The organism is Fulvivirga sp. AWR4_260 (genome assembly GCF_056158185.1).
In genome coordinates this window covers 205,200-231,521 of sequence record NZ_JBSWSU010000015.1, presented here as the reverse complement: position 1 = coordinate 231,521, position 26,322 = coordinate 205,200, and the positions used below count along the sequence as shown (strand labels likewise).

At 37.6% G+C, this 26,322-nt stretch carries 19 protein-coding genes; 5 read left to right on the top strand and 14 right to left on the bottom strand.

The genetic code is table 11. From position 1 onward, the window contains the following. The first annotated feature begins 13 nt into the window (after positions 1-13). The 3 genes from gcvH to ACXACQ_RS07470 all read left to right on the top strand — a co-directional run bounded on the left by gcvH (position 14) and on the right by ACXACQ_RS07470 (position 1,515). Positions 14-394, top strand: a complete 381-nt coding sequence (gene gcvH, locus ACXACQ_RS07480) for a glycine cleavage system protein GcvH (RefSeq protein ID WP_474975308.1) — start codon at positions 14-16, stop codon at positions 392-394. A gap of 9 nt (positions 395-403) precedes the next feature. Then, positions 404-769 carry a VanZ family protein gene (locus ACXACQ_RS07475; protein WP_474975307.1) on the top strand — a complete coding sequence of 122 codons (366 nt, stop codon included), beginning with the start codon at positions 404-406 and terminating at the stop codon, positions 767-769. A 71-nt stretch (positions 770-840) separates the two neighbouring features. Beyond that, positions 841-1,515, top strand: a complete 675-nt coding sequence (locus ACXACQ_RS07470; protein ID WP_474975306.1) for an energy transducer TonB — start codon at positions 841-843, stop codon at positions 1,513-1,515. A 199-nt stretch (positions 1,516-1,714) separates the two neighbouring features. Here the strand turns inward: ACXACQ_RS07470 and chrA are convergent, their stop codons facing one another. From chrA to ACXACQ_RS07435, 7 genes are all read right to left on the bottom strand, one after another. After that, positions 1,715-2,878 (bottom strand): chromate efflux transporter, encoded by a 1,164-nt coding sequence (gene chrA / locus ACXACQ_RS07465; protein ID WP_474975305.1) that lies wholly within the window; start codon positions 2,876-2,878, stop codon positions 1,715-1,717. A gap of 11 nt (positions 2,879-2,889) precedes the next feature. Beyond that, a complete protein-coding gene (locus tag ACXACQ_RS07460; RefSeq protein ID WP_474975304.1) occupies positions 2,890-3,861 on the bottom strand; it encodes an isopenicillin N synthase family dioxygenase in 972 nt (323 codons plus the stop codon). A gap of 74 nt (positions 3,862-3,935) precedes the next feature. Continuing rightward, the gene (locus ACXACQ_RS07455; protein ID WP_474975303.1) at positions 3,936-4,565 is read right to left on the bottom strand and encodes a chemotaxis protein CheC; all 630 of its coding nucleotides are present in this window, start codon (positions 4,563-4,565) and stop codon (positions 3,936-3,938) included. Between the two features lie 9 nt (positions 4,566-4,574). Further along, complete coding sequence (locus tag ACXACQ_RS07450; RefSeq protein ID WP_474975302.1) at positions 4,575-6,224, bottom strand: chemotaxis protein CheA; 1,650 nt, start codon at positions 6,222-6,224, stop codon at positions 4,575-4,577. Then, entirely contained in the window at positions 6,224-6,589 is a 366-nt protein-coding gene (locus ACXACQ_RS07445; protein ID WP_474975301.1) for a response regulator, read from the bottom strand. The genes ACXACQ_RS07450 and ACXACQ_RS07445 overlap by 1 nt, the downstream gene beginning before the upstream one ends. A 28-nt stretch (positions 6,590-6,617) precedes the next feature. Then, positions 6,618-7,151, bottom strand: a complete 534-nt coding sequence (locus ACXACQ_RS07440) for a chemotaxis protein CheW (RefSeq protein WP_474975300.1) — start codon at positions 7,149-7,151, stop codon at positions 6,618-6,620. Between the two features lie 6 nt (positions 7,152-7,157). Continuing rightward, positions 7,158-12,053: a HAMP domain-containing protein gene (locus ACXACQ_RS07435; protein ID WP_474975299.1), complete on the bottom strand. Its 4,896-nt coding sequence runs from the start codon at positions 12,051-12,053 to the stop codon at positions 7,158-7,160. Between the two features lie 114 nt (positions 12,054-12,167). On the opposite strand from ACXACQ_RS07435, the gene ACXACQ_RS07430 reads away from it, so the two are divergent. Further along, a complete protein-coding gene (locus ACXACQ_RS07430) occupies positions 12,168-13,847 on the top strand; it encodes an ATP-binding protein (protein WP_474975298.1) in 1,680 nt (559 codons plus the stop codon). Positions 13,848-13,851: 4 nt separating this feature from the next. Continuing rightward, entirely contained in the window at positions 13,852-14,211 is a 360-nt protein-coding gene (locus ACXACQ_RS07425) for an Hpt domain-containing protein (RefSeq protein ID WP_474975297.1), read from the top strand. A 56-nt stretch (positions 14,212-14,267) separates the two neighbouring features. On the opposite strand, the gene rpsJ is transcribed toward ACXACQ_RS07425, so the two are convergent. The 7 genes from rpsJ to rpoB all read right to left on the bottom strand — a co-directional run bounded on the left by rpsJ (position 14,268) and on the right by rpoB (position 26,284). After that, the gene (gene rpsJ, locus ACXACQ_RS07420) at positions 14,268-14,573 is read right to left on the bottom strand and encodes a 30S ribosomal protein S10 (RefSeq protein ID WP_009581876.1); all 306 of its coding nucleotides are present in this window, start codon (positions 14,571-14,573) and stop codon (positions 14,268-14,270) included. A 7-nt stretch (positions 14,574-14,580) separates the two neighbouring features. Beyond that, complete coding sequence (gene fusA / locus ACXACQ_RS07415; protein WP_474975296.1) at positions 14,581-16,698, bottom strand: elongation factor G; 2,118 nt, start codon at positions 16,696-16,698, stop codon at positions 14,581-14,583. Positions 16,699-16,709: 11 nt separating this feature from the next. Beyond that, positions 16,710-17,177 (bottom strand): 30S ribosomal protein S7, encoded by a 468-nt coding sequence (gene rpsG / locus ACXACQ_RS07410; RefSeq protein WP_474975295.1) that lies wholly within the window; start codon positions 17,175-17,177, stop codon positions 16,710-16,712. Between the two features lie 13 nt (positions 17,178-17,190). Next, entirely contained in the window at positions 17,191-17,565 is a 375-nt protein-coding gene (gene rpsL, locus ACXACQ_RS07405) for a 30S ribosomal protein S12 (RefSeq protein ID WP_202242120.1), read from the bottom strand. Positions 17,566-17,714: 149 nt separating this feature from the next. Continuing rightward, positions 17,715-18,044, bottom strand: a complete 330-nt coding sequence (locus tag ACXACQ_RS07400; RefSeq protein ID WP_474975294.1) for a DUF3467 domain-containing protein — start codon at positions 18,042-18,044, stop codon at positions 17,715-17,717. Positions 18,045-18,049: 5 nt separating this feature from the next. Continuing rightward, the gene (gene rpoC, locus ACXACQ_RS07395) at positions 18,050-22,354 is read right to left on the bottom strand and encodes a DNA-directed RNA polymerase subunit beta' (protein WP_474975293.1); all 4,305 of its coding nucleotides are present in this window, start codon (positions 22,352-22,354) and stop codon (positions 18,050-18,052) included. 57 nt (positions 22,355-22,411) lie between these two features. Beyond that, the gene (rpoB, locus tag ACXACQ_RS07390) at positions 22,412-26,284 is read right to left on the bottom strand and encodes a DNA-directed RNA polymerase subunit beta (protein ID WP_474975292.1); all 3,873 of its coding nucleotides are present in this window, start codon (positions 26,282-26,284) and stop codon (positions 22,412-22,414) included. Positions 26,285-26,322 lie beyond the last annotated feature (38 nt).

Here is a 26,322-nt window from a genome sequence, read left to right as displayed (position 1 = left end):
TAATAAATTAGAAATGAATATACCAGAATCATTAAAGTACACCAAAGATCACGAATGGATCAAAATTGAAGGAGATACTGCAATTGTTGGAATTACAGATTTTGCTCAGGGTGAGCTAGGAGATATCGTATACGTAGATATCGATACTGAAGGAGATGAAGTAGAGGTGGGTGAAGTATTTGGTACGGTAGAAGCCGTAAAAACTGTTTCTGATTTATTCATGCCTTTAACAGGTACAGTAGAAGAAATCAATGAAGAGTTAGAAGGATCTCCTGAGCTAGTAAATGAAGATCCGTATGAAAAAGGATGGTTAATTAAAATAAAAATCAGTGACGAGAGTCAAATCAGTGATCTTTTAGATGCTGCTGGTTATAAAGAAGTTATTGGAGCGTAATCCTATCCAGTGACTAAATACCTGATCGCCACCATATGTTGGGGAGCTCTAATTTTAGTTTTAACGCTCACCCCTGGAGAATCTGTTCCAGACATTAGTCTATTTGATTATGATAAACTCGGACATGCAGGTATCTTTTTTATATTCTGTTTTTTCTTAACCTCTCATTTTTTTGAGAAAAGAAAAACAGAATCGAGTACCAAAGCATTAATAGTAAAAGGCTTTTTAATTTCAGCCTTATATGGGTTTATCATTGAGGGACTGCAAAGTATGATACCTAGTAGGTCTATGGATGTTTATGATGCAATTGCTAACATAAGCGGATCTATTTTAAGTTTATTCTTGTTTTACCTAATGAATAGACGTAAATTTTGAGTGACGAAAAATAATATTTTGTATATTTGAGTTGACTGACTCATTTTTAATTAGATAAGAGTATATAAATAATGGAAGCGAAAAAGACAGAAAAAGCCGACTTGAGAAAGAAATCAGGTCTCTTCTTCAATATTGGTCTTCTTATCGCCATGAGTGCTGTTGTTTTTGCCTTTAGATACCACGAAACTGGTGAGGGAAAAGCAACTGAAGTTGCTCAGGTTCAAGACGATTTTGAAGATTTATTAGAAATCCCACCAACCCAACAGCCACCTCCACCGCCACCAAAAATTCAGCAACCTGAAATCGTAGAGGTTCCTGATGAGGAAGAAATTGAGGAGGAAATTGAGCTTGATCTTGATGTTGAAGTTACAGAAGAAGATGTAATTGAAGAGATCGTTGTTGAAGATGCTCCTGAAGAAGAAGTTGCTGAAGAGGTATTCATGATTGTGGAAGACCCTGCAACACCTCCTGGTGGATATGAAGCTTTCTACAAGTTCGTAGGAGATAAACTTAAATACCCTGCACAAGCAAGAAGAATGGGAATAGAAGGAAAAGTATTCGTTCAGTTCGTAGTAGATAAAGACGGATCTTTAACTGAAGTTCAAGCAGTAAAAGGTATTGGAGCTGGTTGTGACGAAGAAGCTGTAAGAGTTATCAAAAGCGCACCAAAATGGAGTCCTCCAAAGCAAAGAGGAAAACCTGTTAAACAAAGAATTATCTTACCTATCACTTTCAAGTTAGGTTAAAAATATTCAAAGCCTGATTCGTTGAATCAGGCTTTTTTTATATTCTTTTCATTCATACCTCATCACTTGACTTGTATTGACATAAGTCATCAATAGCCCAGTATAATAAACAAAATAATTGTTGCCAGCTGCTTGACATGACTAAAAGCCCCAAATTAGCACTACGAATTAAATAGATTGGAGAGATGGAAAGGGCTGATTAGATGATAAACCCAGCAATAATACCTAATATAATAATGATTGGAGGCGGAACTTTAGTAAACAACAACACTAAAAACGTTCCTAAGGCAATAGAATAGTTGAGCAAATCTCCTTCTATATTCACCAACATCAGCACCCCAGCAGCAATCACCATACCTGCACTAGCAGCATTAATACCTTCGAGTGATGCTCTTACAATTCTGTATTTCTTCATTTCTTCCCAAAATCTGATAACAAAAAATATAAGAAATGTACCTGGTAAAAATATACCTATAGCAGAGGCTACAGCCCCTAATATTTGCCCCGACAGCCCATACTCTCTCATAGATAGAGAACCAATGTAAGCACAAAATGAAAAGACTGGACCAGGCACAGATTGCACCATAGCATAACCAGATAGAAACTCTTCAGAAGTGAGATACCTTTTAAACTCAACAAACTCGGTATATAAAAATGGGATCAATACCTGCCCGCCACCAAAAATGAGACTTCCACTTCTATAAAAATTCTCTAGCAGTAACACAGGTCTATATCTGGTAAAATGCCCTAGTATGGCTATAAAAATAAAAAAACCTGCCCATAACAAGAAATTGGCCCATTGAATATTCATTCCATTTTTCTCTTCTATTGGCTGAGCCTTATACTTTAATGCTGTAAAAGCACCACATACCAATAAAAGTATAGGAAAAACGAATGGAGACTTAAAGATAAAAGCTCCTACTGCAGCTATTACCCACAATACTGCAGATGTTTTAGTTTTAATAACCTTGCGTGTAATTTTAACCGCTGCATAACTCACAAAACCCACAGCCATTGGCTGAATAAACTTTGTAAACTCGGTAGACTCAAGGGTACTGATCATTATACCTGCTATAGTCATAATTACTACTGCAGGTATCATCCAGACCAACAAAGTGAGATAGGCAAGGTTAGGCCCTCCTATTTTAAACCCTATTGCGGTAACGGTTTGTGTGGAAGTAGGCCCAGGAAGAATTTGACAAAGGGCATTTAACTCAATTAAATCTTCTTCGGTTAAATACCCTCTTTTAGTGACCATTAAATCAAACATCATAGCAATGTGTGCTTGTGGTCCTCCAAAAGCACTCACTGCCAAGATTAATACATCTCGCAGAAAAATGTAATATCTTACTCGCTTGAACAAAGTCTACCAGATTACTTCTTTAAACCAATCTCTGCTAATCTCTGATTTAAGAATTCACCCGCAGTAGAATCATCAAATTGCTTTGGATTTTCTGCATCAATGCAATTCTCAAGGCACGTTAAGTCCATTTCTGACCTAGGGTGCATAAAGAAAGGAATAGAATATCTAGAACTTGTCATTTGCTCTTTAGGAGGGTTAACCACTCTGTGTATAGTGGACTTTAATTTCTTATTAGTTAGGCGCTCTAACATATCTCCCACGTTCACAACCAATTGCTCTGGTAATGCAGTAATAGGAATCCATTTACCATCTTTTCTCAACACTTGTAGTCCATCAGCACTTGCTCCCATTAAAAGTGTAATCAAGTTGATATCTCCATGCTCAGCAGCTCTTACTGCATCTGCATGTACCGCATCAGGATTTTCTATTGGAAAATAGTGGATCGGCCTTAAAATACTATTTCCATTTTTAACCTTATTATCGAAGTAGTTTTCGTCCAAACCTAGGTATAAGGCAATAGCTCTTAGCATTTCTACACCAGTTTGCTCAAGCCTTCTGTAAACTTCTAAGCCTATTTCTAATAACTCAGGAACTTCGTCAGCATTTACATTGTCGGGGTACTCTTCTTTGATGGGATCGTTATCAGTTACTTCCTGACCTATGTGGAAAAATTCTTTAAGATCTCCGGTAGTTCTTCCCTTAGCGTGTTCTTTACCTTTACCCACATAACCTCTTTGCCCTGCTAAGCCTTCTATCTCATATTTTTCTTTAACATCATCTGGTAAAGAAAAAAACTTCTTTATTGCAGCGTATAACTGCTCCGATAATTCATCAGTTAAGTAATGTCCCTTGATAGCTACAAAACCAATGTTATTGTAAGCACTACCAAGATCTTCTACGAACTTATTACGCTTTGATTTATCATCTCCTGTGAAATCTCTAAGATCTAATGAAGGAACTTCATCATATAAAATATCAGACATATATCAATAAATTATGTTCAACCTCACAAAAATACACTAAAAATAGCTCTTTATACAGGAAGATGATACCAAAACTAACGTTTGAAGAGTGTGAAATCTTCTTTATTAATTTCTCTGATATGTTTTACAACCTGCTCCATATTAGGAACATCGAAAATTAGCACCATCGGAAGGGTAACTTCACTTCCACTTGGCATAAAATGGGTGTTTACTTGAAATAAAATTGGTCTGGTTATATCAAGATCAAGCAACAATTCATCATTATTTACTCCATCTCTATACACTGGTGATTTCGGCACTGACCCATAAATATTTACTTTTAGGAAATTAGCCAAATGTGTAACCATTGTGCCTGTTAATATATTGCTCCACTCCAACAATAACGATTCTTTCATAACTTTATCTACAGCCACACGCCCACCCAGTAGTGAATTGAGTTTGCCAATATGCTCATCGGAAAACAACAGTAATGTGTGCGCATAAATATCACCCTTTATTTCTGACTGGATTAATACTTCTACGTTATTCTCCTCTATTATCTGCCTAAGAGCTTCCTCACTTTCAGCCTCTTTTAAAACCGGCACATTTATGAGAACTTCTTCTTTAGATATCTTAGCGAAAGAATCTGCTGCCTTAGCAAAAATAATATTCATTAATTCTTTCAGTATATCTTTTTCCAATTCGGTCATATTATACAAAAGCATGAGCCTCAGTTAAAATTGTTCTACCTTTTCTTGTTGTTCATAATTTTTTGCAATGTTGGCAACATCCAACACATAACAAATATCACCTGAAGTTAATAACGTTATCCCACTGAACAACTCACTATCGTCTAGTGGTTTTTGCAATGGTTTAATCATTATTTCTTGCTGACGATACATACGATCTACCACTAAACCGTACTTCCTATTATTGTACCACACAATAACTATATCGATGCTTTCGCGCTGTAGATTAATATAATTAGTATTGTAACTATCAGAAAAAAGAAAATCGTGTAAATATATTAACGGAGTTCTTTCGTCTTTATGTTCCAAAATTAATTCTCCGCTGACCTTATGTATACTTTCTTTAGTAACAGTAAGCACCGAATATATATTCAATAAAGGGACAGCAAAATTGGCTTTATTTACTTTAAAGAGTAGTGACGTTTTTACTGACAGAGAAATAGGTAAAGACATTTTAAAAGTGGTGCTCTGCCCTATATCTGACAATATTTTCAAATCACCTCCAATAGAATCTATTACATTTTTCACTATATCGAGTCCCACACCTCTACCTGCAAACTCAGTAACTTTACTGGCCATGGAAAAGCCAGGTATAAACAAGAGGCCTAAAGATTCATCATCATTCAATGAATTAGCCTTCTTTTCGGAGATCAGCTCTTTGGCCACAGCTCTATCTCTAATTTTCTGAGGGTCTATACCACGCCCATCATCATTGACCGCAATAACAATTAACCCTTTCTCGCTTTTGGCCTCAATTTCAAGACGTCCAATCACAGGTTTATTGACCTCTTTACGCTCCTCTTCCGACTCTATGCCATGTATTACGGCATTTCGTACTAGGTGTATCATCACATCTGAGATAACACTCAATACGTTTCTATCAATCGTAGTATCTGTCCCCTTTAAAAGTAAATTAATTTGCTTGCCTTCGGAGTTAGCTATATCCCTTACTATTTTAGGAAACTTATTAAACAGTGAACTTACTGTAACCAAGCGAGCAGACATTATATTCTCCTGCATTCGGTCTGCAACCCTAAATACGTTATTAATGATGCTCCGTATCTGAGGGCTGCCATAGCTTTCTCCTAATTGTAATAATTGATCTCTACCGGTGTTAATCTCACCAACCAAATTTAATAGGTCATCAAGTTTTTTTAAAGAGATAGAAACCGTATCAGGAAGGTGAATTGCGCTTGATGTAAATTGCCCAGAAGATTCAGTAATAGGCACTGACAGGTTTTCCTCATTTTCCTTTTCAGAAAGAATACTATCGAGGCTAGCTATTAATGAAGGGTCAAAGTTAGGCTGATCAGAATTTTCGAAAGCTGTAATTAAGCCTCCTAATTGATCAATGGCCTGATAAATAACTGTGGCAACCTTTCCTTTAAAGATAATTTCTTTATCTCTTATGGCGCTAAAAACATTTTCTAATGAATGCGCAAGATCTGCCAGAGATTCTAACCCCATAGCACCGGCATTGGCTTTCATGTTATGTAAAAGCCTAAATATATCAGCTATCAACTGATCATTGCCAGGGTCTTTCTCTAACGTTACCACATCAGAGGAAATCTTGTCATAGCTCTGCTGAGCTTCAGCTAAAAATATAGCTCTATATTCCCTCTCCCTTTTGTTCATTAAGATGCGAGTATATTACCTACTATTTCAATTACCTTCTCTTCTTCAAATGGCTTAATGATATATGCATTAGCACCAATTTCCTTCGCCTGTCTAACAATGCTATCTTGACCTACAGCACTCACTACCACTACCTTTTGCCCAGGATTATTCTCCTTTATCTTCTTTAGCACATCCAGCCCAGAATTATCCGGGAGAATTAAATCAAGCGTTACTAAGTCGGGCTGATCAGCGTCTGCACACTTTATAGCTTCTTGCCCACTGGCTGCTTCATTTATTACATTATAGCCGGCATCTTCCAATATATTTTTCAATACTGTCCGCATGTAATAAGAGTCATCAACCACCAAAATGTTTTTACTCATTACTTTACCTGTTTATTTCTTCAAAATTCTATTTCGAGATTTGTCTCACTTCTTTTTCCGAAAGAACTTTAAGAATATCCAGTAATATTATTAACTGTCCTTCCTTGCCTTTTCCAAGGCCATCTATAAATCTGTTTCTAATCTTAGCCTTTTCCACTACATCAGCAGAACGATCGATCTGAGAATCAGATAGCACTAATGTATTAGGAACTTCTTTCACAACAAAACCTATCGTATAAGTTTCAGCATCAATTACTATAGTGAAAGATTTTGCAGGTTCCACATCTCGCTTGAGCGATAGAGCAGGCTTTAAGCCAAATCTATCTTCTAGGTCTACAATAGCTATCAGCTCTCCTCTTATATTAGCCACTCCTTTAATAAAGGATGGGGTTTTAGGCATTTTCGACACCTGTGGTGTAATAGCCACTTCTTTCACATGCTCAATTCTCACAGCATGATGTTCACCCCCAAGCATAAAAGTAACAAATTGATAACTTTTTTCATCATTTTGTTGCTCCTGAGACACCTTACTTTCTTCAGAAATTAACTGGTCTTCTCTCATACACTATTAATTTCCTTTAGATTTCTTATTAGAGGCACTTGATCCACCTTTTGTACTTCTCGATGTAGTTGTCTTTTTACCTCTTGCAGTAGTTTTCTTTGGCGTAGCCTCCTTTTTTTCTTCAGTAGTGGCAACTTTCTTAACCGAGGACTTTTGTGGTACCTCCTTCTTTACTCCTGTTGCACTTATCTTCTTCGATGCCAAATTGGTTAAACTAGAAGATGTTCCTTTAAGCACTCTCGATTTCAATGAAATAGGCTTTTCTTTTTGAACCGTTCTGGTTATTCCCATTTTCACTCTGGTCTGAGGCATTTGAGGAGAGAAGTAATAATCTTTACCCTGACTTTGATATAACCTAAATGCAGAAATACCCATTTGTAGATCTTCTGCAATGAATTTCATATTTTGACTTGATTCTGTAAATTCTTCCATAGAAAGCGACAGCTGCTGAGCCGTAGTGGCTACTCCCTCTGTAGTGCTAGCTGTTTGTTCAGCTATATCAACCACTTCCTCCACATACTTTACTACATCAGATATTTTCTTCTTTTGAAGCTCCGTTGCTACCCTAATATCTTCCGCAGTTTTAAGTGTTTTACTACTCGAATCGGCAATATTCTTAAAGGCTTCAGTCGCTTCCAAGGTAGCTTGCTTTCCTTTATCTACCATTTCGGTCATGTTAACAATGGCGGTAGAAGCAGATGATGAATCTTTTTTCACATCACCTACCAGTGTCTCAATCTCGTTAGCCGACTTCCTAGAGCCTTCTGCCAACTTTCGTATTTCTTCCGCTACCACCGCAAACCCTTTACCCGCTTCACCTGCTCTGGCTGCTTCTATAGCCGCATTTAAAGCCAAAAGGTTAGTTTGCGCTGAGATATCAGTAATTACACCTAAATATTTCGATATCTCTTGTGATCGCTCACTCAATACTTCAATGGTTTTTGTGGTCAATGCAGCTGAGGAAGATATTTGCTCCATGTTTTTCACCACCTGAGATATGGTTTTCATACCCATTTGAGAAGTATTCTCCCCTAATGCAGCCGTATTATTTACCACTTCAGCTTTTCTTGCCGTTTCTTCAGTAACAGTCATAATCTCTTCTATGAGCTTAAATGCCTGATCTGTTTTACCTGCCTGATTTTTAGCTCCTTCAGCCATTTCTTGCATAGAAAAAGCTACATTAACAGTAACCTCATTCATTTCAAGACCTTTTGCGGCCATCACCTCAGAAGACTCGCCTACCACCATTGAACTTTCGTTAATATTCAATAGCAGTGTATTAAGATTACTTACTGCAGTATTTAACGCATTAGACATAGAGTGAATATCTCCTGCAGTAGCTATTTCAACACGCTGTGTTAGGTCTCCCTCCGAAATAGCTCTTACTATTCTACTTACTTCGAGTACTGGAGATACAATAGATCCCAATAAGTTGTTCAAGGTATCTACCAACTCCTTCCAGCTACCACTAATATCAGTCATGGCCACCCGCTCTGTAAGTTTACCTTCCATACCAGCTACTCTGGCCACCCTACTCACCTCTCGCGCAAGGCTATTAAGCATGGTCACCATTGAGTTAATAGTTTCCGCAAGTTCGGCCACTTCACCCCGTGCATCTAAAGTAAATTTCTGTGTTAAATCTCCTTTAGAAACGGCTGTCACCAACCGTACAATACCTCTTACCTGCGTGGTGAGGTTATTGGCCATTATATTTACATTTTCAGTGAGCTGCTTCCACACTCCTTCTACCCCTGGCACATTGGCCTGACCTCCTAACTTACCTTCTGTACCCACTTCACGGGCCACTCGAGTTACTTCACTAGAGAATACATTCAGTGAGTCCACCATTTTATTTAGGTTTTCTTTCAGTACAGCCAACTCACCATTTACATCTACAGTAATTTTCTTGGTCAAATCTCCCCTCGCTACAGCAGTTGCCACCTGTGCAATATCCCTTACCTGCAAGGTCAGGTTACTAGCCATGGTGTTTACATTCATGGTCAACTCTTTCCAAACACCCTCTACTCCGGGCACATTAGCCTGACCGCCCAATTTACCTTCTGTTCCCACTTCTCTGGACACCCTCGTTACCTCTCCCGCAAAAATATTAAGGTAATCCACCATTTTATTAATGATATTTTTGAGCTCCTGAACCTCTCCTTGAGCTTCAACACTAATTTTCTGTGTTAAATCACCCCCAGCCACAGCTGTTGCAACTCCAGCGATTGCTCTCACCTGCGTAGTAAGGTTATTGGCCATTATATTTACATTCATGGTAAGCTGCTTCCATACCCCTTCTACTCCTGGCACATTTGCTTGGCCTCCTAGTTTACCATCCGTACCTACTTCACGCGCCACACGTGTTACCTCTTCAGCAAACACATTAAGCGAATCCACCATTCGGTTGATGTTCTCTTTAAGATCGGCTATCTCTCCCTTTACATTTACGGTAATTTTCTGACTCAGATCACCTTCTGCTACGGCCGTGGCCACATTAGAAATATCTCTTACCTGAGCAGTAAGATTACTTCCCATAGTATTTACATTATCAGTCAGTTCCTTCCACACACCTTCTACACCTGGCACTCTAGCCTGACTACCTAAGTTACCTTCAGTACCTACTTCACGTGCCACACGCGTAACCTCATTGGCAAATATGTTAAGAGAGTCAACCATTTGGTTAATATTCTCCTTCAGCTCTAAAATTTCGCCTTTTACATTTACCGATATTTTCTTTGTTAAGTCTCCTTTCGCTACCGCTGTAGATACCTTAGCGATATCTCTCACCTGCTCGGTAAGGTTACTGGCCATGGTATTTACATTGTCAGTGAGTTCCTTCCATAAGCCTTCTACTCCTGGAACTCTAGCTTGACCTCCAAGGTTACCTTCCGTCCCCACTTCACGCGCCACACGTGTTACCTCACTAGCAAATATGTTCAGTGAATCCACCATCTGATTAAGGTATTCCTTTAATTCAAGAAACTCACCTTGCACGTCTACAGTTATTTTCTGAGTCATATCGCCCTTGGCCACTGCAATAGCTACATCTGCAATATCCCTCACCTGCAAGGTTAAGTTGCTAGCCATGGTGTTTACATTATCAGTAAGCTCTTTCCATACACCTGCCACATTAGGTACAATAGCTTGGCCTCCGAGCTTTCCTTCAGTTCCCACCTCACGTGCCACACGTGTTACCTCATCAGAGAATATATTGAGGGAATCCACCATAAGGTTTATATTTTCCTTCAAATCAGCGATTTCACCTTTGGCATCTACCTTAATCTTCTGAGTCATATCGCCTTTTGCCACCGCAATAGCTACATCTGCAATATCCCTAACCTGATCGGTAAGGTTACTGGCCATTATATTAACATTATCAGTAAGGTCTTTCCATACTCCGGCTACATTTGGTACGTTCGCCTGACCTCCTAGCTTCCCTTCAGTACCTACCTCACGTGCCACACGTGTTACCTCATCGGAGAATATATTGAGGGAATCTACCATCCCATTGATGTTCTCCTTTAAATCAGCGATTTCACCCTTCACATTTACCATTACCTTCTGAGATAAGTCTCCCTGAGCTACTGCTGAACTTACTTTAGCAATGTCCCTTACCTGAGCAGTAAGATTATTTGCCATTATATTAACATTATCTGTCAAATCCTTCCAAGTACCTGCCACATTAGGCACATTGGCCTGCGCGCCTAATTTCCCTTCGGTCCCCACTTCACGAGCTACTCTCGTCACCTCATTACTGAATATATTTAAGGAATCCACCATTTTATTGATATTCAGCTTAAGGTCAGCAATCTCACCCTTTACATCTACCGAGACCTTTTGTGTTAAATCTCCTTGTGCTACAGCCGTTGAAACCTTAGCAATATCCCTTACCTGACTAGTTAAATTACTAGCCATCATATTTACGTTTTCTGTAAGTTCCTTCCACACACCCTCTACTCCAGGTACTCGCGCCTGACCTCCAAGATTTCCTTCAGTCCCCACTTCACGGGCCACGCGGCTTACCTCATCGGAGAATATATTCAAGGAATCTACCATTATATTTATATTCTCTTTTAGATCGGCTATTTCCCCCTTAGCGCTTACTTTAATCTTCTGAGTCATATCACCTTTTGCTACTGCAGTAGCAACATTAGCAATATCCCTCACCTGATTAGTAAGGTTACTGGCCATTAGGTTTACATTATCTGTCAAATCTTTCCAAACTCCGGCTACATTAGGAACTGTAGCTTGGCCTCCCAGTTTACCTTCTGTCCCCACTTCCAAGGCCACACGTGTCACCTCTCCCGCAAACAAATTCAGATTATCAATAGTCCTATTAATGGTTTCGGCCATCACCTTAAAATCACCTGTTACGGGTATTTCAAATTTCTCATAAAGATTACCTCCCGAAATATTCTTTAACACCTTACCTACCTCCAATACGGGAACAGCAATAGAATCTACAAGGCCATTAATATTATTAATTATATCCTTCCAAAAACCAGAAGCATTATCTGCTGAAGCTCTCGCTGTTAAATTCCCTTCGATACCAGCAACTTTAGAAATCCTAGAAACTTCTCCTCCTACCCCAGAGATCATTTCCACCATACTATTATAGGCTTCTGCTATTTCAGAAAAAACATCATCTTCTTCCTTGTTTAAGCGTACTGATATGTCACCTTTTTTAAAGGCATCTAATGCAAAAAGAATTTTATTTAATTGGCGAGTGGCATAGGCCTCTTCCTTCAAAGTATCACCTATTGGAATAGAATAATTGACCTCTTGCCTTTTTGTTGTAGAAATATCAGAAGGTTGTCCCTTGCTTTTTTCATTCGCAGAATCACTCTTTCCTGAAGGTGATTCACCACTATACTCAGGATTAGAGTTATGATTTGATCTCATAAGTAAGTCTTTAATGTTAACTCTTAACTTTTACGAGAAAGAATTGTTATTAAATTGCGTATTTTTTTCTCAGTATTTATTTATAACTTAAATAGACTTAATTCTACGCTATTCGTGAAAATACATCCCCAGAACTCTAGTTATATTGAATCTTTTAAAAAGCATTTTAATAATGCTCTGCTAACTAATTGGATAGATGGTATAGTAGGCTTTGACCGAAACTATAGGGTAATCGAATGGAATAAAATAATGGAACTCCACTCAGGGCAACCCAAACAAGATGTACTATTAAAGCCCGTAAATGAAGTTATAATAGAACTTCATGGAGAAACAGACGCACTAAAGAAGGTACTTAACGGAGAGCATGTCTATCTAAAAGATAAAACATACATCAATAGACCTGGCTTTTTCGAAATGCTCATTTCCCCTATTAAAAATCAAAACGATGAAATTATTGGAGGGGTAATTACTATCAAGGATTTAACTGAAGTTAAAGAAATGCTTTCCAAACTTCAGGATCAGAACAAAAAACTAGTTTTTACTAACAAGTTATTACAAAAAGAAATTTCTGATCGAGAATATGCGGAACAGCAATTGAAATTGGCACATGATGACCTTGAAAAACGTGTAGAACAAAGAACTGCTGAATTAGCCAAAGCCAAACAAGAAGCGGAAAACGCGTCAAAAGAAAAGGATAAATTTTTGGCTAATATGAGCCACGAAATAAGAACGCCTATGAATGCCATCATAGGTATGAGCGAGCTATTACAAAATACTTCCCTATCAGAAGAGCAACAAAAATATGTCAACTCACTACACTTTGCCTCCGAAACACTACTTTCCTTAATTAATGATATACTTGACTTCAGTAAAATTGAGGCCGGCATGGTCTCATTTGAAGAAACCAATTTTAATTTATCTGAACTCCTTAAAGAAGTTATAGAGCTATCAAAATTTAAAGTCAATCAACACTTAGTAAAGTTAGATTATAAATTCGGAGCCAACGTACCACTACATGTAGTAGGCGACAAATTTAGACTGAACCAAATCCTAATCAATTTATTAGGCAATGCCATCAAGTTTACAGAAAAGGGGCAAATCACTTTATCTACTTCATGTATTTCAACTAGCAACAATTTACATACCTTACAATTTAAAGTAACCGATACTGGCATTGGAATACCTGAAGACAAGCTTGAATCAATATTTAATGACTTTACACAGGCATCAACAGAAACTACACGCAAATATGGAGGCACCGGCCTAGGCCTTACCATTGTAAAATCTTTAGTAGAATTACAAGGAGGATGCATAAGCGTTAACAGCGAAGTAGGTATTGGTTCAGAATTTAAATTTGAATTAACGCTAAAAAAAGGCACTCACAGTACTGAAAGTAACATCTCTTCTAGTAGCAGAAAAAATATCAATGAACTGAATATACTCATTGCAGAAGACAATGAACTTAACCAATTCCTTATTAAAACGTTATTAAACAAAAGAGGTGCGGAAGTAACAATCGTAAATGATGGCCTAGAAGTTCTTGAGATTTTAAAGACAAAAACATTTGATATCATTTTGATGGATATACAAATGCCCAGTTTAGATGGGTATTCTACCACTAAAACTATAAGGAATCTAAATACTGAATATGCAGACATTCCTATTATAGCTTTAACGGCAAATGCTTTAGCTGGCGAAAAAGAAATTTGTCTTGCTGCCGGAATGGATGATTATACAACCAAACCTATAAATATTGAGAAGTTAATAGAACAAATAATTAGATTACATAAATAGATATATGCAGTCATTTACAAACCTATCTTACCTAGAAGATTTTACCAATAACGATCCCGAGTTAATTCGAGAAGGGATTTCCGTTTATCTACAACGCTCACCGGAATTATTAAAGAAGTTAATTCTATCAACAAAATCAAAGGATTGGAAGGGTATACATGATAGTGCACATAGCTTATTTTCTTCAACTCAAATAGTAGGAATTTCATCGATAGCGCAAACTATCAAAGAAGTTGAAAGCAGTTCGAGAGCCCAAGTGAATTATGAAACAATAACAGAACAAGTCCACCTTATTGAGACGGCCTTAGTCGCATCCTTTGAAGAGCTCAATCATTATTTGGAACAAAATCAGGCAAAAATATAGACATAAAAAAAAGGGGCTTAAGGCCCCTTTTTTTTATGTCTTGTATAAGGTAAAACTTATACCTTAATTTCAACATCAACTCCACTAGGTAATTCTAATTTCATTAATGCATCAACAGTTTTAGTACTGTTAGAGTAAATATCAACTAATCTCTTATAAGTACATAGTTGAAACTGCTCTCTAGATTTTTTATTTACGTGAGGAGATCTCAAAACTGTAAATTTCTCTTTTATTGTAGGCAATGGAATAGGACCACTTACTACCGCTCCAGTAGTTTTTACAGCTCTCACAATTTTCTCAGAAGATTTATCAACTAAATTGTGATCGTATGATTTAAGTTTTATTCTAATTTTTTGATTCATAACTCAATTATTTAACAGCTGCACCTTTAACTTCCTCTATTACTTTTTCTGCTAAGTTCTTAGGAACTGGATCATAGTGAGAGAACGTCAATGAAGCTGTTGCTCTACCTGAAGTAATAGTTCTTAAGTCAGTAACATAACCGAATAACTCAGATAATGGCACATCAGCTTTGATTACTTGACCAGCACCTTTAGTATCCATACCTCTCATCAAACCTCTTCTCTTGTTCAAGTCACCAGTTACAGCACCCATGTATTCTTCTGGAGTTATAACCTCCACTTTCATTACAGGCTCTAATAATTGAGGACCAGCTTGTTTAGCAGCAGATTTGAATCCAAGTCTAGCAGCTAATTCGAAAGATAAAGCATCTGAATCCACATCATGGAAACTACCATGATACAACTCAACTTTCATAGTTTCAACAGGGTAACCTGCTAAAGGTCCATTAGCCATTGCAGACTCGAAACCTTTTTGAATAGCAGGGATAAATTCTTTAGGAATTACACCACCAGTAATGCTATTCACAAACTGTAATCCTGGCTTAATCTCGCCATTCTCATCAGGTTCAGCAGGACTCAATTTAAATACGATGTCCGCAAATTTACCTTTACCACCACTTTGTTTCTTATAAACCTCTTTATGATCAACTAACGTAGTGATAGTTTCTTTATATGCCACCTGAGGAGCACCTTGGTTAACTTCTACTTTAAACTCACGTTTCAAACGATCCATGATAATATCTAAGTGAAGCTCACCCATTCCTCTAAGGATGGTTTGTCCTGTTTCTTCGTCAGTGTTAACTTGAAGAGTAGGATCTTCTTCTACTAATTTTGCTATAGCCATACCCATCTTATCAACATCCGCTTGTGTTTTAGGCTCAATAGCGTAACCAATTACTGGCTCAGGGAATTCCATTGATTCAAGAACAATCTTATGTCCTTCTTCGCATAATGTATCTCCTGTTTTGATATCTTTAAATCCAACTACAGCAGCAATATCTCCAGCATGTAATCTGTCAATTTGATTTTGCTTATTAGCGTGCATTTGGAAGATACGAGAAATCCTTTCTTTCTTATTAGTCCTTGTATTGAATACATAAGAACCAGAATCTAATCCACCAGAATAAGATCTCACGAAACATAGACGACCTACAAATGGGTCAGTCGCAATTTTAAATGCTAGTGCACTGAAAGGCTCATCAGCACTAGGCTTTCTTGTTATTTTTTCTTCAGTGTCAGGATCAGTTCCTACAATGTTATCTCTATCTAAAGGAGATGGTAACAACTCCATTACATAGTTCAACATAGTTTGTACACCTTTATTTTTGAAGGCAGATCCACATAACATAGGAACAAAGGCTAAGTCAATAGTCGCCTTTCTTAAAGCAGCTACTACTTCGTCTCTAGAAATAGATTCAGGATCCTCAAAATACTTCTCCATTAAAGATTCATCGTATTCTGCAACAGACTCAAGAAGGCTTTCACGGTACGTTTCAACATCTTCTTTCATGTCTTCTGGAATATCAACTTCACTGAAAGTCATACCATTGTCTTCCTCATTCCAAACCATGGCCTTCATTTCAACTAAATCAACCACTCCTTTGAAGTCAGCTTCAGCACCGATAGGTAACTGTAAAGGAACTGCTTTAGTACCAAGCATTTCTTTTACTTGCTTACTAACGTTCAAGAAGTCAGCTCCATCACGGTCCATTTTATTAACGAAACCAATACGAGCAACTTTATAGTTGTCAGCTAATCTCCAGTTAGTCTCTGACTGAGGCTCAACACCATCAACAGCACTAAATAAGAAAACTAGTCCATCTAATACTCTTAATGATCTGTTTACTTCTACAGTAAAGTCAACGTGTCCTGGAGTATCAATAATGTTGATGTGGTATTTCTCTCCATTATAAGGCCAGAATACAGTAGTAGCAGCAGAAGTAATAGTAATACCTCTTTCTTGCTCCTGCTCCATCCAGTCCATAGTAGCAGCTCCATCGTGTACCTCACCAATTTTGTGACTTACTCCAGTATAATATAATATACGCTCTGTAGTAGTTGTCTTTCCGGCATCGATGTGTGCAGCAATACCAATGTTTCTTGTTAATCTAAGATCTCTTGCCATTTTATTAGCTATTAAAATCTAAAGTGTGAAAATGCTTTATTTGCTTCGGCCATTCTGTGAGTATCATCTTTCTTCTTCACAGATGCTCCTTCTCCTTTAGATGCAGAAATGATTTCGCCTGCTAATCTATCTTTCATAGTTTTTTCACCACGAAGACGAGCATACTTAATCATCCATTTAATTCCCAAAGTTATTTTTCTATCTGGGCGAACTTCCATAGGAACTTGAAAAGTTGCACCTCCTACCCTTCTACTTTTCACCTCTAGAGCAGGCATAATGTTATTTAGTGCTTTCTTCCACGTTTCCAGACCATTCTCACCAGTTTTGCTTTCTACCTGGGCAATAGCTTCATAGAATATGTTATAAGCAATACTTTTTTTACCATCTAACATAAGATAGTTAACAAACCTAGTTACCAATGTATCCTGAAACTTAGGATCTGGAAGAATATACCTTTTCTTTGGTTTAGCTTTTCTCATTCTCTTATACTATTTATTTTTTCGGTCTTTTAGCACCGTATTTAGATCTTCTTTGTAGCCTACCATTAACACCAGCAGTATCCAATGCACCTCTAATGATATGATATCTAACACCAGGTAAATCTTTTACCCTTCCTCCTCTGATCAATACAATAGAGTGTTCTTGCAAGTTATGACCTTCTCCAGGGATATAGGCATTAACTTCCTTACCGTTTGTAAGTCTCACCCTGGCTACTTTTCTCATAGCCGAATTTGGTTTCTTAGGTGTGGTTGTGTACACCCTTGTACAAACACCTCTCCTTTGTGGACATGAATCAAGAGCAGGTGACTTTGATTTACTCACCAATTTCTTTCTACCCTTTCTTACCAATTGTTGAATAGTAGGCATCTATCTTTTCTTTAGTTATTTCCTTATAAAAATTCGGACTGCAAAGGTAAAAAAACCATTGCATTTATCAAATAGTTTGATTAAATAATTATACGCATGAATGAGCATCCACAAAGAAAACTTTGCGGATGCTATTCAATAATTATATTTTAAGCTTCTCCTACTGTACCTCCAAAGTTAATTGGAAATTTAGGAGCCTCTTCAGTTTTTTTAATCGGGCCAAAAGTCTCTTCATACTTAGTGATATTCTCACTCAATGCTATTAATAACCTTTTGGCATGCTCTGGAGTAATTACTATTCTCGATTTCACTTTTGCTTTTGGCACACCTGGCATTAACCTGATGAAGTCAATTACAAATTCGCTACTCGAGTGCGCAATCATCGCAAGATTAGCATAAACTCCTTCCGCAGTTTCTTCCGACAGCTCGATATTTATTTGATTCTGGTTTTCCTCCTTATTTTTAATATCGTCAGCCATATCAATTAATTATCCTGAAGTTCTCTATGCTTTGTATTCTCTTTAGAAGCTACTAAACCATCGTACTCTTCTTGAGATCCTACAATTACATCTTTAAAGCTTCTCTGACCTGTTCCAGCTGGGATTAAATGTCCAACGATTACGTTTTCTTTCAATCCTAATAACTGGTCAGCCTTACCTCTAATAGCTGCTTCACTAAGAACTTTAGTAGTTTCCTGGAATGAAGCCGCAGATAAGAAACTTTCCGTCTTCAATGACGCTTGCGTGATACCTTGAAGTGTAGGTCTAGATACCGCAGGCATTGCTTCTCTAACCTCTACCAATTTCAAGTCTTTTCTCTTAAGTTTAGAATTTTCATCTCTTAACTCACGAGGGGTAATAATCTGTCCGGGCTTCAAGTTTTCTGAATCACCAGCATCAGTTACAACCTTTTTGTCAAGTATAGCATCATTTTCTTCTCCGAATACAAACTTGTCTACTATTTCATTAGTCAAGAAGCTTGTATCTCCAGAGTCAAGAATTTGAACCTTCTGCATCATCTGACTAACGATAGCCTCAATGTGCTTATCGTTAATTTTCACACCTTGCAAACGGTAAACCTCTTGAATTTCGTTCACTAAATATTCCTGAACGGCAGTAGGTCCTTTGATGGCAAGAATATCTGCTGGAGTAATTGCTCCATCTGATAACGGATATCCAGCCTTTACAAAGTCATTGTCCTGCACAAGAATGTGCTTAGATAATGAAACTAAATATCTCTTCTTAATGCCGTCTTTAGATTCAATGAAGATTTCTCTATTACCACGCTTTATACCACCGTAAGTAACAACTCCATCAATCTCACTTACTACGGCTGGGTTAGAAGGATTACGCGCCTCAAATAACTCTGTTACTCGAGGAAGCCCCCCCGTAATATCTCTAGATTTACCCATTGTACGAGGAATCTTAGCTAAGATTTGCCCTGCCTTAATGGTATCATCATGATCTACAGCTAAGTGAGCTCCTACAGGTATATTATAAGACTTACCGTCTTCTTTGCCATTCACCCTAATAGCAGGGTTTTTAGTTTTATCTTTTGTATCACTTATTACTTTCTCTCTGTGACCAGTTTGCTCATCAGATTCTTCTTTGTAAGTAATACCTTCTATAATCGATTCAAATTCGATAGTACCATCAAACTCCGATAAGATTACAGCGTTGTAAGGATCCCAGTATACCAATTCATCGCCTTTAGTCACCTTAGCACCTTCTTTCACTTTCAAGAATGCACCGTAAGGAACGTGGTTAGTCATTAATACTGTTTTCTTTTTCTCATCAACTACTCTAATCTCACCTGTACGACCCATGATTACTTCAACAGCATCACCGTCTTTATTGGTAGTTTTGATAGTTCTGATTCCTTCAAATTCTATAACTCCATCAAATTTTGCTTTGATGTTAGCATCTACAGCAATGTTAGAAGCAGTACCCCCAACGTGGAATGTTCTCAAAGTTAACTGTGTACCAGGCTCACCGATAGACTGTGCAGCAATTACACCTACAGCCTCTCCAGCATGAACCATGTTACCTGTTGCTAGATTTCGTCCGTAACACTTAGCACAACCACCTAACTTAGTTTCACAAGTTAATAACGATCTGATTTCTACCTCTTCGATATTACTTTCATCAATTGCTTTAGCAATTTCCTCAGTAATCTCATCTCCAGACTCACAAATCAATTCGTCAGTTACTGGATCATAAACATCATGCACAGAAACTCGTCCTAAAACTCTTTCAGATAAAGCCTCAACTATATCTTCATTATCTTTTAAAGCAGTAACTGTTAAACCTCTTAATGTTCCACAATCATCTTCAGTAATTACCAAATCCTGCGCTACATCTACAAGACGTCTTGTTAAATAACCCGCATCCGCAGTTTTTAGAGCGGTATCTGCCAGACCCTTCCTAGCACCGTGTGTAGAGATAAAGTACTCTATTACATCAAGACCTTCCTTAAAGTTGGATAAAATAGGGTTTTCAATAATAGCTCCTACGGAACCTGCTAAGTTTTTCTGTGGCTTAGCCATCAAACCTCTCATTCCTCCCAACTGTCTGATCTGCTCTCTTGAACCCCTGGCTCCAGAGTGCATCATCATATATATAGAGTTGAACCCTTGATCATCCTCAGCCAATTGCGTCATCAACGTATTGGTTAACTGAGTATTAATCCTTGTCCAAATATCAATTACCTGATTATAACGTTCATTATCAGTGATAAGTCCCATCAAGTAGTTATTCCAAACTGCATCTACCTCTTCCTTAGCCTGAGCTACAAGAGCTTCCTTCTCTTCAGGAATAGCTACATCGTTAAGTCCCATTGAAAGACCACCTTTGTATGCCATTTGGAATCCTAATTCCTTAATATCATCAAGGAAATGAGCCGTTCGGGCCATACCTGAAACCTTAAACACTTCAGAAATAATTTGCTGAAGTTTCTTCTTAGTAAGAAGTTCGTTTACGTAACCTACCTCTTCAGGCACATGTTGATTAACAAGAATTCTACCTGCTACAGTTTCAATTACTTTTGTTTCAAGCTCACCTTTTTCGTTACGAACTTTAGTCCTAACGTTGATATAAGCATGTTTAGAAAGTTGACCTTCGTTAATAGCAATGATTACTTCTTCACCACTATAGAATGATCTACCTTCACCCGCCACAGGGTGATCTTCAGTACCTCTACGTCCTTTCGTTACATAATACAAACCAAGTACCATGTCTTGCGAAGGTACAGTAATAGGTGCACCGTTAGCAGGATTTAATATATTGTGAGATGAAAGCATTAATAAAGATGCTTCCAACACAGCTTCTTGACCTAATGGCACGTGAACAGCCATCTGGTCACCATCAAAGTCAGCGTTAAATGCTGTACATACTAATGGGTGTAACTGTATAGCTTTTCCTTCAATTAATTTAGGTTGGAATGCCTGAATACCCAAACGGTGTAGCGTAGGAGCCCTGTTAAGCAATACAGGATGTCCTTTTAATACGTTCTCCAAAATATCCCAAACCACAGGGTCTTTGCGGTCTACAATCTTCTTTGCAGATTTAACCGTCTTAACAATTCCCCTTTCAATTAATTTCCTAATAATAAAAGGCTTGAATAATTCAGCAGCCATACTCTTCGGTAAGCCACACTCATGAAGCTTCAACTCAGGTCCTACTACAATTACTGAACGACCAGAGTAATCAACCCTTTTACCTAATAAGTTTTGACGGAAACGACCTTGCTTACCTTTAAGCATATCACTTAAAGATTTTAAAGCCCTGTTACCATCAGATCTTACAGCGTTAACCTTTCTTGAATTATCAAATAAAGAGTCAACAGCCTCTTGAAGCATCCTTTTTTCATTTCTTAAGATTACTTCAGGAGCTTTAATATCAATTAACCTTTTTAAACGGTTATTTCTAATAATAACACGTCTGTAAAGATCATTTAAATCAGAAGTTGCAAATCTACCACCATCTAAAGGCACTAAAGGTCTCAATTCAGGAGGAATAACAGGTACCATTCTAATTACCATCCACTCAGGGCGGTTCTCAATTCTAGTACGAGACTCTCTGAATGCTTCTACTACTTTCAAACGCTTAAGCGCTTCAGCCTTACGTTGCTGAGAAGTATCAGTAGCCGCTTGATGACGTAGATCATATGATAACGAATCCAATTCAATACGAGAAAGAAGCATCTCTAATGCCTCAGCTCCCATCTTAGCAATGAATTTATTAGGATCATCATCATCCAACAGTTGATTTTCTCTTGGCATTTTATCTAAGATATCAAGATACTCATCCTCTGTAAGGAAATCCATATATGCCAAACCATCTTCTTCTTTAATACCTGGCTGAATAACCACGTATCTTTCATAATAGATGATTTGATCTAATTTTTTTGTAGGTAAACCTAATAAGTAACCAATTTTATTAGGAAGTGACTTAAAATACCAGATGTGAGCAACAGGAACCACTAACTCAATGTGTCCCATTCTTTCTCTTCTAACTTTTTTCTCAGTTACTTCGACACCACATCTATCACAAATTATACCTTTATAACGTATTCTCTTATATTTCCCGCAATGACATTCCCAGTCTTTCACTGGCCCAAAAATCCTTTCACAGAACAATCCTCCCATTTCAGGCTTATAGGTCCTATAGTTGATAGTCTCTGGCTGAGTTACCTCCCCATGAGAACTTTCCAGAATAGATTCCGGAGATGCCAAACTTATAGTAACCTTAGAGAAATCGAGGTTTAACTTTTTATTCTTTCTGAATGACATAATTTGTTTATTTAATGTCTATGACCGGCTTTTACACCGGTCATTATTTTTTTAACGTTAGTCTAAAGTGATTTCCAATGCTAATCCACGAAGTTCATGAACTAATACATTGAATGATTCAGGAATATTAGGCTTCTTCATGTTCTCACCCTTCACGATCGCTTCATAAGCTTTCGCTCTACCTATTACGTCATCAGACTTAATAGTTAATATCTCCTGCAGTACGTTAGATGCACCAAATGCCTCAAGTGCCCAAACCTCCATTTCTCCAAATCTTTGACCACCAAACTGAGCTTTACCTCCAAGTGGCTGTTGAGTAATAAGAGAGTAAGGTCCGATAGATCTCGCGTGCATTTTATCATCCACTAAGTGACCTAATTTAAGCATGTATGCAATACCAACAGTTACCGGCTGATCGAATCTCTGACCAGTTAAACCATCGTATAAATATGCACGTCCGTATTCAGGTAATCCAGCCTCACTTAACTCACCTGCTACCTCTTCCATAGTTGCACCATCAAAGATAGGTGTCGCATATCTTCTACCTAACTCTAATCCTGCCCATGCTAATACCGTTTCGTATATCTGACCAAGGTTCATACGAGAAGGTACACCAAGAGGGTTCAAACAAATATCAACTGGCGTTCCATTTTCTAAGAAAGGCATGTCCTCATCTCTAACGATTTTGGCCACAACCCCTTTGTTACCATGGCGCCCAGCCATTTTATCACCCACTTTCAATTTACGTTTCTTAGCAATATAAACCTTAGCTAACTGAACGATACCGGCAGGAAGTTCATCACCTACTTCTAACGTAAATCTTTCTCTTTTAAATTCCCCAGCTATCTCATTTCTCTTAATGTTATAGCTCTTCACTAATCTTACAACTAAGTCATTCGCCTTTTCGTCTTCAGTCCAGTTGTCTAAGATTACATCAGAAATCAAGTTTACCTCAGCAGGAACATTGTAAGTACTTTCATCCTTATAAATGTTCTTCTCAGGGAATAAATTTTGCTCAATATTTCTATCATTGAATTTAACCCCTTTACTGATCAACTCATCACCGAATTTATGTTTGATTCCTTGACTTGTCTTACCTTCTAACAATTCAGTCAATTTCTCAATCATCTCTCCTCTTAAACTAAGAAGTTGTTTAGTATACTTAGCCTTAAGTATTTCAACCTCTTTCTTAGCCTTAGCTCTAAGATCTTTATCTTTCTTAGGTCTAGAGAAAAGTTTAGTATCTATAACTACACCTCTTAATGATGGAGAAGCTTTTAAAGATGCATCTTTAACATCACCTGCTTTATCACCGAAGATAGCTCTTAATAACTTCTCTTCAGGGGTAGGATCTGTTTCTCCTTTAGGTGTAATCTTACCTATTAATATATCACCTTCTTTAACATCAGCTCCAACGCGGATAATTCCGTTCTCATCAAGATTACGAACGGCTTCTTCACTTACGTTAGGGATCTCAGAAGTTAACTCTTCTTCACCTCGTTTTGTATCACGAACTTCTAATTCGTATTCATCGATGTGAATTGAAGTATAAATATCATCTCTAACAACTTTTTCAGAAATTACAATAGCATCCTCAAAGTTATATCCTTGCCATGGCATGTATGCCACTCTTAAGTTACGACCTAATGCTAATTCACCTCCTTGTGTTGCATACCCTTCTACTAACGGCTGACCTTTTACAACTCTTTGCCCTTTTTTAACAATTGGAGTTAAGTTGATACATGTGTCTTGGTTAGTTCTTCTGAACTTAATTAAATCATAAGTCTTCGTATCTTTATCAAACGAGATAAGTAATTCATCATCGTTCATATCATACTTCATTACGATCTTCTTAGCATCAACGAATTCAACGATACCGTCACCTTCTGCTAATACCAAAGCTCTAGAATCAACAGCAACCTGAGCTTCTAAACCAGTTCCTACAATAGGAGCTTCTGCTTTCATCAAAGGTACTGCCTGACGCTGCATGTTTGATCCCATCAAAGCACGGTTCGCATCATCATGCTCCAAGAAAGGAATTAACGAAGCGGCAACCGATACAATTTGGTTAGGAGCTACGTCCATATATCTAACCTCCGTAGGTTCAACTACAGGGAAGTCACCTTCAAACCTTGCTTTAACACGTTCGTTAATGAACTCTCCAGTATCCTTAAGCGGTGCATTGGCCTGAGCAATATTATGAGTATCCTCTTCTTCTGCAGTCAGATACTTCACATCACTACTCATATTCACCTTACCTTCAGTAACTTCTCTATATGGAGTTTCTATGAATCCCATATTGTTCACCTTCGCATGAACACAAAGAGAAGAAATCAAACCAATGTTTGGACCTTCAGGAGTTTCAATAGTACATAACCTACCATAATGAGTATAGTGAACGTCACGAACCTCAAAACCAGCTCTTTCACGAGAAAGACCTCCAGGTCCTAAAGCCGACATTCTTCTTTTATGAGTTACTTCAGCTAATGGATTAGTTTGATCCATAAACTGAGACAACTGGTTTGTACCGAAGAAAGAATTTATTACAGATGATAACGTACGAGCATTGATAAGGTCAACAGGTTTGAAGTCCTCATTATCTCTTACGTTCATTCTTTCTTTAATAGTACGCGCCATTCTAGCAAGACCTACTCCAAATTGAGTATATAATTGCTCTCCAACAGTTCTAACACGTCTATTACTAAGGTGGTCAATATCATCCACCACAGCCTTTGAGTTAATCAATCCGATTAAGTATTTTACAATAAGGATAATATCCTCTGTAGTTAATACTCTTTGATCAGAATCAATATCTAACCCTAATTTTTTATTTATTCTATATCTACCTACTTCTCCTAAATCATAACGCTTTTCACTAAAGAATAAGCTTTGAATGATATCACGAGCAGTTTGCTCATCAGGAGCTTCAGTATTTCTAAGTTGTCTGTAAATTTGCTCTACTGCCTCTTTCTCAGAGTTAGAATTATCCTTAGAAAGTGTGTTAAATATAATGGTGTAATCAGTTACGTTTACATCCTCTCTATGTAAAATAATTGATTTTGCACCAGAATCAACAATAGTTTCAATATCCTCATTAGTAAGGATATGATCTCTTTCTAATAGCACTTCATTTCTATCAATAGAAACTACTTCTCCAGTATCTTCATCCACAAAGTCTTCAGTCCACGTTTTTAAAACTCTGGCTGCTAACTTACGACCTTCAGCACCCTTTAAATCTTTCATAGTAGCGTTTACTTCTTCTGAAAGACCAAAAAGATCTAGAATATCCTTGTCAGTACCATAACCAATGGCTCTTAACAAAGTGGTTACAGGAAACTTTTTCTTTCTATCAATGTACGCGTACATAACGTTGTTAACGTCAGTAGCAAATTCAATCCAAGATCCCTTAAAAGGTATAATTCTGGCAGAATATAATTTTGTTCCATTAGTGTGCTTACTTTGAGCAAAGAACACACCAGGAGATCTATGTAATTGAGATACAATAACCCTCTCAGCACCATTTATTACAAATGATCCTTTCTTGGTCATGTATGGGATGTTACCTAAGAATACTTCCTGCTCTATTGTTTCGAAATCCTCATTATCTTCATCGTTGCAGGTAAGCTTTAATTTTGCCTTTAAGGGCACAGAATAAGTAAGACCTCTGTCTATACTTTCATCTACTGAATACTTTGGAGGATCAACAATATAATCTATGAACTCTAATTCAAAGTTCTCTCTAGAATCCTGAATAGGGAAATTTTCAGAAAAAACTTTGAACAGACCTTCTTGTTCTCTTTTTTCTGCAGGTGTTTCTAATTGAAAAAAGTCTTTGAAGGATTGTAGCTGTATATCTAGGAAATCAGGATAATCTATAACCTTTTTGATAGATGAGAAACTGATTCTTCCGTTTTTGTTTGTACTAGCCAAAGCTTTAAAGATTTAAATTACAAGATACTGTAAATGAC

What these genes read in the sequence shown, in the direction of transcription:
- gcvH (WP_474975308.1), top strand. Translation starts at nt 14, where the DNA reads ATGAATATACCAGAATCATTAAAGTACACCAAAGATCACGAATGGATC.
- ACXACQ_RS07470 (WP_474975306.1), top strand. Translation starts at nt 841, where the DNA reads ATGGAAGCGAAAAAGACAGAAAAAGCCGACTTGAGAAAGAAATCAGGT.
- ACXACQ_RS07460 (WP_474975304.1), bottom strand. Translation starts at nt 3,861, where the DNA reads ATGTCTGATATTTTATATGATGAAGTTCCTTCATTAGATCTTAGAGAT.
- ACXACQ_RS07455 (WP_474975303.1), bottom strand. Translation starts at nt 4,565, where the DNA reads ATGCTTTTGTATAATATGACCGAATTGGAAAAAGATATACTGAAAGAA.
- ACXACQ_RS07450 (WP_474975302.1), bottom strand. Translation starts at nt 6,224, where the DNA reads ATGAACAAAAGGGAGAGGGAATATAGAGCTATATTTTTAGCTGAAGCT.
- ACXACQ_RS07445 (WP_474975301.1), bottom strand. Translation starts at nt 6,589, where the DNA reads ATGAGTAAAAACATTTTGGTGGTTGATGACTCTTATTACATGCGGACA.
- ACXACQ_RS07440 (WP_474975300.1), bottom strand. Translation starts at nt 7,151, where the DNA reads ATGAGAGAAGACCAGTTAATTTCTGAAGAAAGTAAGGTGTCTCAGGAG.
- ACXACQ_RS07435 (WP_474975299.1), bottom strand. Translation starts at nt 12,053, where the DNA reads ATGAGATCAAATCATAACTCTAATCCTGAGTATAGTGGTGAATCACCT.
- ACXACQ_RS07425 (WP_474975297.1), top strand. Translation starts at nt 13,852, where the DNA reads ATGCAGTCATTTACAAACCTATCTTACCTAGAAGATTTTACCAATAAC.
- rpsJ (WP_009581876.1), bottom strand. Translation starts at nt 14,573, where the DNA reads ATGAATCAAAAAATTAGAATAAAACTTAAATCATACGATCACAATTTA.
- fusA (WP_474975296.1), bottom strand. Translation starts at nt 16,698, where the DNA reads ATGGCAAGAGATCTTAGATTAACAAGAAACATTGGTATTGCTGCACAC.
- rpsG (WP_474975295.1), bottom strand. Translation starts at nt 17,177, where the DNA reads ATGAGAAAAGCTAAACCAAAGAAAAGGTATATTCTTCCAGATCCTAAG.
- rpsL (WP_202242120.1), bottom strand. Translation starts at nt 17,565, where the DNA reads ATGCCTACTATTCAACAATTGGTAAGAAAGGGTAGAAAGAAATTGGTG.
- ACXACQ_RS07400 (WP_474975294.1), bottom strand. Translation starts at nt 18,044, where the DNA reads ATGGCTGACGATATTAAAAATAAGGAGGAAAACCAGAATCAAATAAAT.
- rpoC (WP_474975293.1), bottom strand. Translation starts at nt 22,354, where the DNA reads ATGTCATTCAGAAAGAATAAAAAGTTAAACCTCGATTTCTCTAAGGTT.